Source organism: Nannocystis pusilla (assembly GCF_026626665.1).
Classification (GTDB): Bacteria; Myxococcota_A; Polyangia; order Nannocystales; family Nannocystaceae; genus Nannocystis; species Nannocystis pusilla.
This window is the reverse complement of record NZ_JAPNKE010000002.1, coordinates 10170688-10184565: the sequence shown is the minus strand read 5'-3', so window position 1 is coordinate 10184565 and position 13878 is coordinate 10170688. Positions and strand designations below refer to the sequence as shown.

At 71.1% G+C, this 13878-nt stretch carries 13 protein-coding genes and 1 pseudogene; 6 read left to right on the top strand and 8 right to left on the bottom strand.

Going from position 1 to position 13878, the window contains the following annotated elements; all coding sequences use genetic code 11:
• Positions 1-144: 144 nt before the first annotated feature.
• Positions 145-402: pseudogene (locus OV079_RS59660) on the bottom strand (SIR2 family protein); the annotation flags it as partial.
• The gene (locus tag OV079_RS45115) at positions 356-934 is read right to left on the bottom strand and encodes a hypothetical protein (protein ID WP_267776067.1); all 579 of its coding nucleotides are present in this window, start codon (positions 932-934) and stop codon (positions 356-358) included. The gene OV079_RS45115 and the pseudogene OV079_RS59660, both read right to left, overlap by 47 nt.
• Positions 935-1298: 364 nt before the next feature.
• Between OV079_RS45115 and OV079_RS45110 the strand changes: the two genes are divergently transcribed.
• Positions 1299-2162, top strand: a complete 864-nt coding sequence (locus tag OV079_RS45110; protein ID WP_267776066.1) for a hypothetical protein — start codon at positions 1299-1301, stop codon at positions 2160-2162.
• A 4-nt stretch (positions 2163-2166) separates the two neighbouring features.
• Entirely contained in the window at positions 2167-3207 is a 1041-nt protein-coding gene (locus OV079_RS45105; protein ID WP_267776065.1) for a S41 family peptidase, read from the top strand.
• Positions 3208-3255: 48 nt separating this feature from the next.
• Here OV079_RS45105 and OV079_RS56735 read toward each other — a convergent pair whose 3' ends face one another.
• The gene (locus OV079_RS56735) at positions 3256-4404 is read right to left on the bottom strand and encodes a PcfJ domain-containing protein (protein ID WP_267776064.1); all 1149 of its coding nucleotides are present in this window, start codon (positions 4402-4404) and stop codon (positions 3256-3258) included.
• 781 nt (positions 4405-5185) lie between these two features.
• Between OV079_RS56735 and OV079_RS45095 the strand changes: the two genes are divergently transcribed.
• A complete protein-coding gene (locus OV079_RS45095; RefSeq protein ID WP_267776062.1) occupies positions 5186-6700 on the top strand; it encodes an LVIVD repeat-containing protein in 1515 nt (504 codons plus the stop codon).
• Between the two features lie 534 nt (positions 6701-7234).
• Here the strand turns inward: OV079_RS45095 and pyrF are convergent.
• A complete protein-coding gene (pyrF, locus tag OV079_RS45090) occupies positions 7235-7966 on the bottom strand; it encodes an orotidine-5'-phosphate decarboxylase (protein WP_267776061.1) in 732 nt (243 codons plus the stop codon).
• Between the two features lie 47 nt (positions 7967-8013).
• On the opposite strand from pyrF, the gene OV079_RS45085 reads away from it, so the two are divergent.
• The 3 genes from OV079_RS45085 to OV079_RS45075 all read left to right on the top strand — a co-directional run bounded on the left by OV079_RS45085 (position 8014) and on the right by OV079_RS45075 (position 10001).
• Positions 8014-9165 carry a serine hydrolase domain-containing protein gene (locus OV079_RS45085; protein WP_267776060.1) on the top strand — a complete coding sequence of 384 codons (1152 nt, stop codon included), beginning with the start codon at positions 8014-8016 and terminating at the stop codon, positions 9163-9165.
• Positions 9166-9495: 330 nt separating this feature from the next.
• On the top strand, positions 9496-9852 hold the full coding sequence (locus OV079_RS45080) for a hypothetical protein (protein ID WP_267776059.1): 357 nt from the start codon (positions 9496-9498) through the stop codon (positions 9850-9852).
• The gene (locus OV079_RS45075; protein ID WP_267776058.1) at positions 9792-10001 is read left to right on the top strand and encodes a hypothetical protein; all 210 of its coding nucleotides are present in this window, start codon (positions 9792-9794) and stop codon (positions 9999-10001) included. Before OV079_RS45080 ends, OV079_RS45075 begins: the two co-directional genes overlap by 61 nt.
• 93 nt (positions 10002-10094) lie before the next feature.
• Here OV079_RS45075 and OV079_RS45070 read toward each other — a convergent pair whose 3' ends face one another.
• From OV079_RS45070 to OV079_RS45055, 4 genes are all read right to left on the bottom strand, one after another.
• A complete protein-coding gene (locus OV079_RS45070) occupies positions 10095-11018 on the bottom strand; it encodes a hypothetical protein (protein WP_267776057.1) in 924 nt (307 codons plus the stop codon).
• Between the two features lie 183 nt (positions 11019-11201).
• Positions 11202-11978, bottom strand: a complete 777-nt coding sequence (locus tag OV079_RS45065; protein WP_267776056.1) for an FG-GAP repeat domain-containing protein — start codon at positions 11976-11978, stop codon at positions 11202-11204.
• Positions 11936-12991: an FG-GAP repeat domain-containing protein gene (locus OV079_RS45060; protein WP_267776054.1), complete on the bottom strand. Its 1056-nt coding sequence runs from the start codon at positions 12989-12991 to the stop codon at positions 11936-11938. The genes OV079_RS45065 and OV079_RS45060 overlap by 43 nt, the downstream gene beginning before the upstream one ends.
• Before the next feature lie 14 nt (positions 12992-13005).
• Positions 13006-13872: a VCBS repeat-containing protein gene (locus OV079_RS45055; protein WP_267776052.1), complete on the bottom strand. Its 867-nt coding sequence runs from the start codon at positions 13870-13872 to the stop codon at positions 13006-13008.
• Positions 13873-13878 lie beyond the last annotated feature (6 nt).

Genomic DNA, 13878 nt, shown 5'->3' with positions numbered 1-13878 from the left:
CCCCTTGTAGAGCACCACCCGGCCGAGCTCGATGCCCGGGCGCAGCGCCTCGAGCAGGCGGCTCGACCCGCGCACGATCGCCGCCTCGTCCTCCGGATAGAACGCCCACGCGATCTTGAGCGGCGCCAGCCCGCCGCGGACCGTCGCGATCAGCGAGCGCGTGAACACGTCGTCCCACCCGCTGTAGCCGAGCACCACCAGGGTGCGCGCGCTGATCAGCTGGGCCAGCGACGCCGACAGCTTGGGCCGGTCCTGGCCCAGCTGCGCCGGCGTGTGCAGCGTGTCGGTGCGAAACCAGTCGCCGTGGAAGTGGACCACCAGGCAGCCCTGGCCGTCGACGCCGGCCAGGCTGCCGTCACCGTGGAGCGCGGTCACGTAGGCGCGGCCGCCGGCCCGGCGCACGCTGATCGCCACCAGCGGGTCGAAGTTCGACGTCAGCACCAGCGGCCGCGTCGGCGCCGGTGCGCGCGAGCACCTGCCCGAGCGCGTCGGCGGCCGGCGGCAGGTGCCAGCCCTCGACGTCGTCCTCGAGCGCGCGGCACACCTCGTGGTCGTGGATCACCGCCGGCGGCGCCGGGAACCGCGGCGACGGCCGGCGGGCCGCCAGCACGGCGCGGCGGATCACCGCGTTCGCCACGTCCTGGTCGCGCGTGCGCAGCAGGTGGCGAAACGCCGCCTGGTAGCGGTTGTCCGGCTCCTTCGTCAGCGCCGCCTCGAACCGCTGCAGCTCGCTGGCCCGCTGGTACTCGCCGCGGATGAGCTCGATCACCCCGTCGACGCGCGGCACCCCGGGCTCGCCCGCGCGGCTCGGGGCCGTCACCGCCGAGCCCACCAGATACACCACCTCGTGCGGCCGCGAGGAGAGCCGGTCCAGCAGATCCTCGTCGCTCGCGAACTCGGGCGCCATCTGGCCGGCGGAGGAATCGGCGGGCATCGTGTCACCCGAGGATACCCCACGCCCGACCCTGGAGCCCCGCCGGCGCCGAGTCTCGTCCTCGTCGCGAACCTCGGACGTGCCGCGCGGGCCGGCGCTTGCGCTTGCGACGACGCCGGGGCTCCGCGGTTCGCAGCGCGATTCCGCCCGTTCCTCGGGGATCGCTCCGCCCTCGTCCAGGCCCGAGCGGAGCCGTCGGCGTCCGCGACCGGGCCGCGACGCAGACGCTGCGGCACATGACACCTCGGGCCCCATCTCGACAGGACGAGATTGTCGTGACGATCGGCACGGTTCGCCCGAGAAACAGCGTCCCCTGGCCGCGGCTCCAAGCCCTGCCAATATGTCGATAGTCTCGGTCCTGATATTGCGACGCGGACGCGCCGCGCTGGCGTCGCTGTCCGTCCTGCTGGCGCTGCTCGTCGCCGGCAGCGCCGGCGCCGACGATCGCCCCGCCGACTTCCACGCCCTGGGCGTGAGTCTCGGCTGGAGTCGCCTCGCCGTCCTCGATCGCAGCGCCTCCGACCTCACCTACATCGGCCACCTCCCCACCCTCGGGCTCGGCTGGGAGCTGCGCCGCGGCGGCAACATCTTCGCGGTCCGCCTGCGCGCCGGCATCCTCGGGCCGTACTACGCCAAGCAATATCGACACCGCGAATTCGACCTGATCGAGTCCGACCTCCACGGCACCGAGACCCTCCACGCCGACGCCCGCGGCGTGGTCTACACCGGCGGGCTCTCCTTCACCTACCTGCGCCGGCTCCTGCGGCCCGCGGGTCACCGCCCTGGCGTCGCGCTCGGGGCCACCCTCGCCGAGGACATGGTCTACCCGCAGGGCTTCGTCGCCCCCGGCTTGATGCTGGCCGGCACCCTCTCGCCGACCTTCGCGCTCGAGCAGCCGCTCGGGCGCCGCGGCCTCCTCACCGTCGGCGCGCGCATGCCGGTGCTCGCCGTCGTCTCGCGGATGCCGTACCACGGGACCGTCTCGCGGCCCGAGCGCGGCCTCCTCGGCGGGTTCGTCAGTCAGCGCACCGAGGTCGAGTCGCTCGGGCGCTTCCGCCAGGTCCAGTGGAGCCTCGGCCTGCAAATCCGCCTCGGCCGGCGCTGGCTCGGCGGCCTGGCGTACGAGGGCACCTACACCTACGACCGCGACCCGCGGCCGCTGCGCTCGGTGCAGCACTCGTTGCTCGCCTCGATCGCCTTCGACTTCAGCGCCCGGAAGGGAGATTGATCGTATGTCCTTTCGTACATTGACCCCAGCGTTCGCGCCGCTCGCCGTGTGCCTCGCCCTCGCGTGCGACCCCGAGCTCGGTGACGACGTCAGCCGCGCCGACCCGGTCGCCAACTTCGAGCGGCTGTGGGACGACTTCGACCGCTACTACGGCCTGTTCGCCGTCAAGGGCGTCGACTGGGACGCCCTCCACGCCGTCTACGCGCCGCAGGTCCGGCCGGGCAGCACCCGCGCCGAGCTCTACGCCGTGTTCGCCGACCTGCTGGGCCACCTGGGCGACACCCACGTCAGCCTCTACCCGGCCGGCGATCCCGAGCTGCCGGTGTGGAACCACCTCCGCGTCGACGGCGTGATGCCGGTCGGCAACTACGACTACGACCTGATCCGTAGCGACTACCTGCGCGACCACGTCGACGGCGGCGAGCTCGTCGAGTACGGCCGGCTCGACGGCGATGTCGGGTACGTCCACCTCAAGCTGTTCGACGGCGACCGCCGCGAGTGGCGCCGGACCATGGACGACATCTTCGCCGCGCTCGGCGACGCGCCCGGCATCGTCGTCGACGTCCGCGACTGCCCCGGCGGCCTCGACCCGCTGGTGCAGTACGTCGCCGGCCGCTTCGCCGCCGACCGGCGCCTGTTCATGACCGCTCGCAAGCGCAGCGGCCCCGACCGCGACGACTTCACCGCCCCGGAGGCGTGGTACGTCGAGCCGACCGACGACACCTACACCGGACCCGTCGTCCTGCTCACCAGCTTCCTGACCCAAAGTGCAGGTGAGACCTTCACTCTGGCCATGGGCACCCAGGACCACGTCGTCCACCTCGGCGAGGCCACCAACGGCGCCCTCTCCGACAACATCATGCGCGACCTCCCCAACGGCTGGATGGTCTCGATCTCCGTCGGCGACTACCGCGGGCCGACCGGCGCCAGCTACGAGGGCGTCGGCGTCCCGCCCGACGAGGAGGTGCTCAACACCGCCGAGGAAGTGCTCGCCGGCACCGACCGCGCGCTCGAACGCGCGATCGCCCGCCTCTCCGGCGAATGAGGCCACCCGCGCGCCGCTGCGAGGTGCCCTCATTCGCCGGGCCTGCGGTCACGACCCGGTCATGTCGAGCCGCTCCTGTCGCGCCCAGCGAGCGATGATCTCGCGCGCCAGGCCTTGCACGCGGCTGTTGGCGAACCCGCGGATCTGCACGATCCGCCGGCTCTGCGGCTCGACCTCGATCGTGAACCGCGACGCCACCATCCCCTCGCGGTCGGCGCTGCGCAGCGACCAGATGCTCGACATCCCGCGGACGCACCGCCCGACGTAGGTGCCCACGCAGTGGCGCAGCGCCTGGCCCTCGGCCCGCAGCCCCTCGCTCGACAGCAGCTCGCCGATCATCCACTCCGTCACGGCAGGGTCGCCGCAATCGTCGGAGATCCGCAGCCCCGCCCAGCCGGCGGCCGCCCAGGTCTTGTACGGCCCCCGCGCGCCCCACTGCTGGCGTTGCGCCGCCAACCGCAATTCGTGCTGCCATTCGCGGACCTGTCGCCACAGCGATTCGGGCGTGCGCCCGGCCGTGGCGAACCGCGGCATCGACTCGGGCTGCTCGCTCGCGGCGCCGTCGCGCAGCTGCGTCGCCCGCAGGTACTTCACGATCGGCTCGACCTGCTCCACCGGCAGCGCCTCCCAGTGGCGGATCATCCACTGGAACACCCCGCGCCAGTACTCGCTGTGGCGCAGGTCGGCGCCCAGCTCGGTCTGCAAGATCGCCTGCGCCAGCTCCGGCTCGGCCCCCAGCCCCAGCAGCTCGGCCCGGCGGATCGCCGCGCGCACGGGCAGGTCCGCCGGCGACTTCAGCAGCTGCTGCTCCATCTTGCGCGTCAGCTGCACCGGCAGCCCGGTCAGCTTGCGGAACGGGCACCCGCCTGCGTGTTCGATGAACCAGCTGCGCTCCTCGTCGCGCCGCGGCGAATCGTCGCCGAACCACGCCGAGGCCAGCATTCGCGGCACCGGATAGCGCCCCATCAGGTGCTGCGCCAGCGAGTGTACCAGCGCCACCGGGTGGCCGCGGCCGCCCTTCCAGCCCTCGACCTCGGCCCGATGCCACGCGTGGAAGCGGGCCAGATGGACGATCGCCTGCACCGCCGCGGCGCCGCCGTCCAGCAGGTTGGAGCGCTCGCTCGCCATCCACAGCACCCGCGCGAACATCTGCTGCGCCGCCAGATCACCGCGCAGCGCCGAGTACCCGAGACTCACCGCATGATCGACCGACCGCCGCGCGTGGCGACGGAAACAAATCATATTGGACACACGACTCTCCCTGCGCGCGGCCATCACCGCGCGCCGTACGAACCGACGATTCGACGCGTCGTGTGTCTCGAGCGTCGATTCGGTCGCCGGCGGCGCGATGGCAGCTCCGCCGCGCGCACCCGACCCAATCGCCCGCAGATCGCCGCGAACGCGGCGTCACGACCCGTCGATGACTCTTCGTAGAGACCGGCGCCGCGCCCACCCAGCGCAGACGCGATCAGCCGGCCTCAGGAGAACCGAACGAACATGCCGGGGAGAATGCACGCACCCCCCGCCCTGTCAAGCGCCCTTGCACCCGAGCGCGCCCGCTCACCTTCTGCATCGGTCGACCGAGCGTCCCGGGCAACGTCATCACATGTCCCTCGGGACAGCCCACGACCTCCTCCCTGCGACACCTCGCCCCCGCACCTCCGCCCGCACGCCCCTTCCGCCGCGCACCGTCCGGGTCGGCGACCCATGACCGCCGACGAAGAGGCCGCGCGCCTCGACTTCTTCGGCGAGCCGCCGGCCGAGACCCACTTCGCGGACGCGACGCTTCGCTCGCCCGTGGCACCTCGCATCACCGCGAACCCCTCTCGTCCCGCGACGAGCAACCTCGACCGACCCCCGCACGAGTGGTGCGAGCAGCCCCCGGTTGCAGGCCACGCCCCGCCGCCGCACTGCGCTTCGCCCTTCCGCGATCTCCGCGAGTCGTGCCCGGCGCGCAAGGGATGCTACGTTCGCGGCGATGCCCCGCCGCGCCCTCGCGTCCCTCGTCCTCCTCTTCACGGCTTGCAGCGACGACCCTGCGACCTCGACGGGCGAAGCGAGCGGCACCGACCCCGGCACCGCCGCGACCTCGTCCGTGGCCACCACCACCGACGACCCCGCGCCCACCGGCACCACCAGCACCACCACCGGCGAGCCGACCAGCACCTCCGCACCCGGCACCACGAGCCCCAATCCCAGCGAGCCCGGCACCAGCGACACCGACGGCCCCGTCACCGGCACCACCGGCGTCGACACCACCGGCCCGACCCTGACCACCGACGCGACCACCGACACGCCCGACCCGCCGCCCGACCCGATCTGCGTCGACCCGCCGGCGTGCGCCGACGTCGAGCCCACCGCCACCGAACACCATCTAAAAACACTCGACGGCTGCGCCTTCGCCCTCGCGCCGACCGACTTCGCGGCCGGCATCGCCCGCGCCGACGCCCTGCTCGCGCGCGCCGGCACGGCCGTCGGCATCGACGCGGTCCTCGGCCAGCTCAACCGCGAGGCCGTGCCGGGCCTGTCGGCCTACCAGGCCGAGCGCATGAAGAACCACGACTACGTCGGCTTCCGCTGGAACTCCGGCGACGGCTCCGTCGACTACTGGTACCCGCAGGGCATCACCGGCTCCTCCGACGCGCGAGCCGACCACAAGATCGACGGCAAGCGGCTGCTCCTGGTCTCGTGGTACCACAACATCGAGCGCGAGGAGACCGATCCGCCGGCCCGGGGCGTGCGCCTCAGCCTGGTCGACATCAGCGACCTCGACGCGATCCGCTACCGCCACCTGCTGCTCGTCACGCCGACCGGCGACGGCCCCGACGTCAATTTCGCGGCCGCCAACACCAACAGCGGCAACGCCCTGCACGCCGGCGGCATCACCTGGGTCGGCGACCGCCTCTACGTCGCCTCGACGTCGGCGGGCTTCCGCGTCTACGACATGTCGCGGATCTTCGAGACCACCGCCAGCGACGACGAGAACGCGATCGGGATCGCCGGCGGCGAGGTGCAGGCCCACGGCTATCGCTACGCGGTGCCGGAGATCGGTCGCTACAACCTCACCGCCGACTCGTGCCCGCTGCGCTTCTCCGCGGTCGCGCTCGACCGCAGCGCCGAGCCGCCGGTGCTCGTCACCGCCGAGTACATGACCGACCTGACCGGCCGCGTCGCCCGCTGGCCGATCGACCTCGCCAGCACCCGCCTGGTCGAGAACGGCGGCACCGTGTTCGCCAGCGACGCCGCCATCGCCGGCCAGACGCGCATCCAGGGCGCCGTCACCTACGAAGACGTCTATTACCTGTCGTGCTCGAGCCAGACCTCGCAGTGGGGCCGCCTCTACCGCAACCTCCCCGACTCGATGAGCGAGATCACCGCCTGGCCCGACGGCCCCGAGGACCTCTACGTCGAGCGCGACCTGAAGCTGATCTGGACCGCCGCCGAGCACCCGAACAAGCGCGTCACCCTCGGCATCCCGATGCAGGGTTATTAAAAAACGATCGGTCATGTCCTACGGGACATGCATTTAAAAATGCATGTCTGAACGGGCATGCTCGATGAGACATGCGCCGCAGATCGCCCGGCACCATCGGCCCGGGCCGACATATCCCTGCGGACATGCCTGAGCCCTACCGCGCCTCCGCCTCGGCGCCCGCCTGCATGCCGGCGGACGATCGCTTCGGCGGCCGTCCGTTACGGCCTGTCCCTGCAGACATGTCCCGGCTCTGCCGCGCCTCCGCCTCGGCGCCCGCCTGCATGCCGGCGGACGATCGCTTCGGCGGCCGTCCGTTACGGCCTGTCCCTGCGGACATGTCCCGACTCTTCCGCGCCTCCGCCTCGGCGCCCGCCCGCATGCCGGCAGCCGATCGCGTCGGCGGCCGCCCGTTACGACATGTCCCTGCGGACATGTCCCGGCTCCGCCGCGCCTCAGTTCGCCTCGGCGCCCGCCCGCATGTCGGCGAACGCTCGCTTCGGCCGCCGCTCGTCACGACATGTCCCTGCGGACATGTCTCGACTTCTCCGCGCCTCAGTTCGCCTCGGCGCCCGCCAGCATGTCGGCGACGATCGCATCGGCCGCGGCGGCCGGGTCGGGCGCGCCGAGGATCGGCCGGCCGACCACCAGATACGCCGCCCCGTCAGCGATCGCCTGCCCCGGCGTCATCACCCGCTTCTGGTCGCCGACCTCCGCGCCCGCGGGGCGGATGCCCGGCACCACGCAGGCGATGCCCGGCGCCGCCGCGCGCACTCCGGCCAGCTCTTGCCCGCTGCACACCACCCCCGCACAGCCGGCCGCGCGAGCCAGGGCCGCGCGCGTCGCCACCAACTCCGCCGGCGTGCGCGTGTGCCCGGCCTCGGCGCAGGCGGCCGCGTCCTGGCTCGTCAGCACCGTCACCGCCAGCACCCCGAGCTCCGCCCCGGCCTCGGCCACGCACGCCTTGAGGTGGGCCAGGCCCGAGCCGGCGTGCACCGTGATGAAGCGGCAGCCGAGCGAGCGAGCCGAGCGGATCGCGCCGCACATCGTGTTGGGGATGTCGTGCAGCTTGAGGTCGAGGAAGATCTCGAGCTCGGGCACCTCGCCGCGGAGGCGGCGCACCACCTCGGGCCCCTCGGCCACGAACAGCTCGAGCCCGACCTTCAGCATGCCGACGTGGCCCTGCAGCGTCTGCGCCGCCGCGACCGCGGCCCGGGCGTCGGGCACGTCGAGCGCGACGATCAGGCGGCGACGCAGTTCGGACTCGGAGGCGAGGGGCAGCGGCATGGCCGGCGATCTAGCAAGCGCCGCGCGGGTGTTGCAAGCTCGCCGGCGTGCGTGAAGATCCGCATCGCGACCTGTTCGACCTCCTCGAGCACGGCGTCCGCGCCGGTGTCTACCCCGGCTGCGTCGCCCTCGTCTGGCGCGACGGCGCCGAGGTCTACCACGAGGCCCACGGCGACCTCGGCAGCCGCGAGGGCGCGCCGGGCTACCTGCGCGCGGTCAGCCGCGACACCGTCTACGACCTCGCCTCGCTGACCAAGGTCCTGGCCACCACCAGCCTCGCGGCCCTGGCCGTCGCCGAGGGGCGGGTCGAACTCACGACCCCGGTGCCCGCCGAGTGGGATCGCGCCTGCCCGGGGGCCACGCTCGCCCACCTCCTGTCCCATAGTTCAGGTCTGCCCGCGCACCGCGAGTACTTCGCCGACCTGAGGCCCGGCCGCCCCGAGCGGGTGCTCGACCGGATCGCCCAGACCCCGCCCGAGTACCCGCTCGGCAGCGAGGCCGTCTACAGCGACCTCGGCTTTATGATCCTCGGCGCCTGGCTCGAGCGCCTGTTCGCCCAGCCGCTCGACCGCCTGTTCGACGACAAGATCGCCTGGCCGCTCGACCTGCACCGCGGCGACGTCCCGCGCCTCGGCTTCCACCGCCTGCTCGGCGCCCGCGGGCCTTCGTCGGCCCAGCAGCACCGCGTCGCCCCGACCGAGGTCTACGACCCCGCGCTGCACCCCGAAGGCGTCCCGAGCTGGTTCGCCTGCCGCACCCCCGTCCGCTGCGCCCACTACGAGGTCCACGACGACAACGCCTTCGTCATGAGCGGCGTCGCCGGCCACGCCGGCCTGTTCGGCGACGCGGCCGCGGTGCTGGAGCTCGCCCGCGCCTGGCTCGAGTGCACCCTGCCCGGCCTCCACCCTTCGCTGCGAGATGTCTTTTGGACCCTGTCTAAAGTGCCAGGTTCCACGAGACAGCTCGGCTGGGACAGCCCGAGCCCCGACGGCAGCGGCACCACCGCCGACGTCCTCTCGGCGCGCGCCTCCGGCCACACGGGGTTCACGGGCACCACCCTGTGGATCGATCCGACCCCGCCCGACAACCGCGGCCCCTTGATTGCGATCTTGCTGGCCAATCGGGTCCACCCGACGCGCAACGGCCCGCCGATCCTGCCGATCCGCCAGCAGTTCCACCGCGCCGCCGTGCGCCTGTAGACCGGCACCGCGGCGAGCGGAGCCGGCGTGCGCCTGTAGACCGGCACCGCGGCGAACCGCGTCGTCGGAGCCGGCGTGCGCCGATAGACCGGCACCGCGGCGAGCCGCCGTGCGCCGGTAGACCGGCACCGCGGCGAGCCGCGTCGTCGCCTGCGCGCGCGGCCGGGCGCTCGTCTGCAGGGCGAGCGCCCGACCCCGGCAGTTTCCGCCTCGCGCGAGCGCCCGGGCAGCACGCGAGGCTCGCCGGTGAACGCGCCGGGCGGCCTCGTCGGCGCCGCGACGGGCCCCCTCTTCACCCCAGGCCGCGGGCGTGCGATCCTCCGCGCCACGATGCCCGTCCGCCGCGCCGTCCCGTTCGCCCTCGCCCTCTTCATCACCACCGCCTGCGGCGGCGAGGCCAAGAAGGCCGAGCCCGAGGTCAAGGCCGAGGAGCCGAAGAAGGTCGAGGACGACGCGATCGCCAAGCGCCGGGCCGAGCGCGAGGCCAAGGCCAAGGCCGAGAAGGACGCCGAGGACGCGCGGATCGCCGCGGTCAACGCCCTCGCCACCCTCCCGCCCAAGCTCCCGAAGGACATCAAGAAGGCCTGCGACGCGGTCGCCGACGCCCGCTCAAGTTCTTCGAGCGCATGTTCGAGGGCCCCGAGCTCGAGAAGCTCAAGGCCGCCCAGGGCACCCAGCGGCCGATGACCGTCAACGGCTGCACGGGCCTCGGCAGCATCGAGGCCGCCGCCTGCCAGGTCGCCGCCCTCGACGCCGCCACCGACAAGACCCTCAAGTCGTCGATCTCCGACATCATGCGGGTCTGCATCGAGAAGTACGCCAAGCCGGCCGGCTGAGCGACCTGCTCTTTCGCACGTGTTGCGAAGGACCTGTCCTAAACTCTAGCCTACCCCCCGCGCCTCCTCCTAAAAGGGGCCGCGCTCGGCTCGCTACTCACGTGCCAGCCTGAACCCGACGCTGGTGTCGGCCGACGCACGCCCGAACAGGCGCAGTACGTAGCGCCCCGCCGCGAGTTCAACGCTGCGGCCGGCCTCGCCCGCGCGCATTTGCACGCCCTCGCCCGCCTCACAGCCGCCGCAAGGCCGCAGCGACACTTCGTTGTTCGCGTCGTCGCCAATCACCGAGAGCGCGTACTCCCCCGCCTCCGGTACCACGAAGGTCCGGAATACGACTGTATGGTCACCAGCATACGGTCCGACCACGTCCTCCAAGTCGCACGCCACGCTGCGGTGCAGCGCGAGCACGTCCCCGTCCCACGTCAACTCGGGCGCACTACACTCGACGAGCTTGGCGTCGTAGGCCGCGTGGCGACAACCCCACTTCGTCGCTTCGAATTCGTCGGCGGCCTCGGCGAGCGACACCCCGAGCTCGGCGACAAACACCGCGTCGAGGGCCGCGCGATCGTCTCCGGCTCTCAACGCCGCGTAGATCCGCAAGTACGCATTCATCCCGTACCGCTCCAGGAGATGCGCGGTAAACCCTCCGGCCGTGTTGTAGCCGTAGCGAGCGTTCAACAGCTGCTCGCTTCCTGGCAGATCGAGCAAGTCGTCGACTGCAACGCTGCGGGAGTACCGATCGTCGAGGTCGTCTGTCGAAGCCAACCCCTCGAGGGCGACCGCCAGCCCCTCGTTGAAAAAAGCACCCGGACGCCCCACTCGCGCCGCGAATATATGCACGAATTCGTGATTGGCGGGCACGTTCCGCGTGAAGAACGACCGCTCCTTAGCGCAGCCCATCACACCCACGCGACAGCCCGAGCGCTCGGTGAAACCGTCGGGATCGAGCCAGTAAACGCGAATACGGTCCGTGCCAGTAGGCGCCACGAGCCCGAGCTCGGCCGCGAGGGCAGCCACGAAAACGTCCATATGCGCTACCGTCCCTCCGCACGGGACGAGGCCTGGGTCCGCCCCGAGCACCACGTGCTCGCCCTCCGCCGTGACATCCGGCAGACCGAAGCAGCCCGTGAGTAGCGCGCAGGCCACGAAAACGGCCCTACTCATCGGGTCGCCTCACGATCGTCGCGCCCAGCTCATCGATCAACACAAGCGCGGGACGCCCACTGCCGGCGAGCCGGCGGATCTCGCGGACCTCGCCCCCCACCAGCGCCAGGCGCTGAAAGACCGTCTCCCCGCGGCCGACCAATGCCCGACGTCCAGCATGTTGAGGCCTTCGCCCTGAGTGCTGGCCACGACGATCTCATCGATTCCATCACGCTCTAGATCGACCGCCGCAACCGCCGTCGCCGGTACGTCGAGCAACAGACGGACGTCCGTCGCGCTCCCCTCGCCCCCCCGACGCACCCAGACGGGCCTTCGTCCAGGTCCGGCAACGACCAGGTCCGGACGGCCGTCGCGCTCGAGATCGGTAGCGATCAGCCGCGTGCCCGCGACCTGCGTCCACTTGTACGCGCCGGCGAACTGCGCGTCGCCGAGCGCCTCGGCCACCCAAACCCCGTCCTCGGCCAGAGATAGGAGATCGAGGCGCCCGTCGCCATTCATGTCGACGAACAGTCGATCTTTCGCTCCCGACACACCGTCGAGTGCCTGCGGCTGGGAAAATCCGCCGTCGGTACTCCCGCTGAGGATGACGGAGCGCGAAGTCTGCCCGAGACCCGCAGCCACGAGATCGAGCCGACGATCGCCGTCGACGTCCGCGCCTGAGAACGAGTATTCGCCCGCCGGCAACGAAGCAATGGGGTCGAAAAGAACGTGCTCCTCACGGTCCAAGGACACCCCATATAGTTGGTAATCATCCTCCTCACTGATTACGATCACTTGCTCGTCGCCGCGACCGGCGAAGTCCGCAACGACCACGCCGCGCATCTTCGACGTCGGGGCCGGAGGGTGCCCGGCGAAGTCTCGTATAGTAAACGGACCGAAGCTCTCATTACCAGCGTCGCCGAAGGCCAACCAGGCGCGAGCCCCGAGCGCGAGCAGATCCAGAGCCCCGTCGCCGTCGAAGTCACCAACGCGGACCTCAGGGGCCGCGTCCAGCTTGTTCGGGTCGTCTCGGCGAAGCCGGGCCCTGGCTCCGCGTAAAACAAGGTTGTCTGGGCGTTCTCGATCACCACGACCCCGGGCCGCAGTTCGACACCAAAGCGCCCGTACGCGACTTTTGCCGCGACCTCCGCCGAGAGCAGACTGGCGCCGCCGGGGACCCAAGTCCCGTTCACTCCCGACCATGATGTCAGACGCACGCGATCGAGCGACCCATCCTCGACCAACAGCGAGGGTCCGACCTCACCGTCGAGCTCGAAGCGCGTCAGTCGAAGACACGGCAATCCATCGAGGCGGCGTCCCGGGCCGGGGGCCGGCCCAAACAGGTCCGCGACAAGAAAGAGCCCTGCATCGCCGCACACCGTCGCGTCGAGCGCTCCGTCGTCGTCGACGTCGAACAACTCCACGTCCAGGATCTCTCCGCTCATGGGCGTCACGACTCTCGGGGCTGCCTGCAGATCTTCGACAACGTACAACCTCTCCTCGTCACTGACCACGAAGGTCGGGCCCGCACCATCATTGGTGTTGTTTACGTGCAGCTTCCCGGACGCGCCCGGAAACGCGACCTGAGCGAGCAGCTCGAGCACCCCGTCCTGCGCGCTTCGATATACATCAAGCACGCTCGCCGACCCCTCGGTGCGCAGGAACAAGACCTCCGAAACGGTATCGCCGTCGACGTCGGCCAAGGCGAAGTCGAGCGTCTTGGCGACTATCGGCAGCCGTCGGGTCTTCCAGGTCGCGTCGGCCTGCTGGACACTGCAGTACAGCGTCTTGTAGTCGGAGCTCACCAAATCGACGCGACCGTCGCCGGTGATCTCGCCCCCAATCACGCCAAAAAAATGCTCTACGAGATCGACTTGGAGCGACTCTTGCCATCCGGAGACGCTGCTCCAATTTGCAACATTCCGGGCGCCCCTTCCCACTCGCGCACGATCAGTTCGTCGGCGCCATCGCCGTCGACGTCGGCGACCCATGTATTTCGCGCGCCTGGATGGCTCCAGGCTGGCTTGAGGAGCGTGCCCTCGGCGGGTGACAGCGAGGTGATATGCTGACTTCCTGCATAGTAGAAGCCTCCGTCCTCTCCCGCAGCGAGGGCGCGCGGCACGCGCGAAGGCGCCAGCGACGTCACTTGACCATCCCGCGGATCAAGTATCTGCAGCGCCGCCGCGGTTTCCGACGCGACGACGAGTCGAACTGCCGCGCCGTCTTCCACCGCCACCAACGCTCCGGGCTGAGCCGCGGTCGGCCACGTGGAGCGGCCGCCACTCCAGAGCACGCTCACGGAGTCATCGAGCGCGTTGGCCGTCGCTATTTCCGGAGACGCATCCCCGTCGAAGTCGGCGACGACCAAAGAATAAGGCGCGGCACCGACCGGATATCTGGTTCCGGTGCGAAATGAGCCGTCGCCCGTGCCGAGCAGGATCTGCACGGCGTCCGCGTCGGCGAGCGCGACGACGAGGTCGAGGTTTCTATCCCCGTCGAGGTCGCCTGTCGCCATTCCTCGTGGCCCAGGCCCCACGTCGAACGACTCGGTGGCCTTCAGTTCGCGCAGCACGCTTACCGTACCGTCGCTCGCGTTCGCGGTGAGAAGTTCCAACGGACCCGCACCATCGACGTCGACGGCCAGCAACGACCGCGGCGTCGCGCCCGTCGGGTAGAACTCGGGCCCCCAAAGCGCGCCCTCCTCGCCCCGACAGGACGGCCACAACATCGTCTT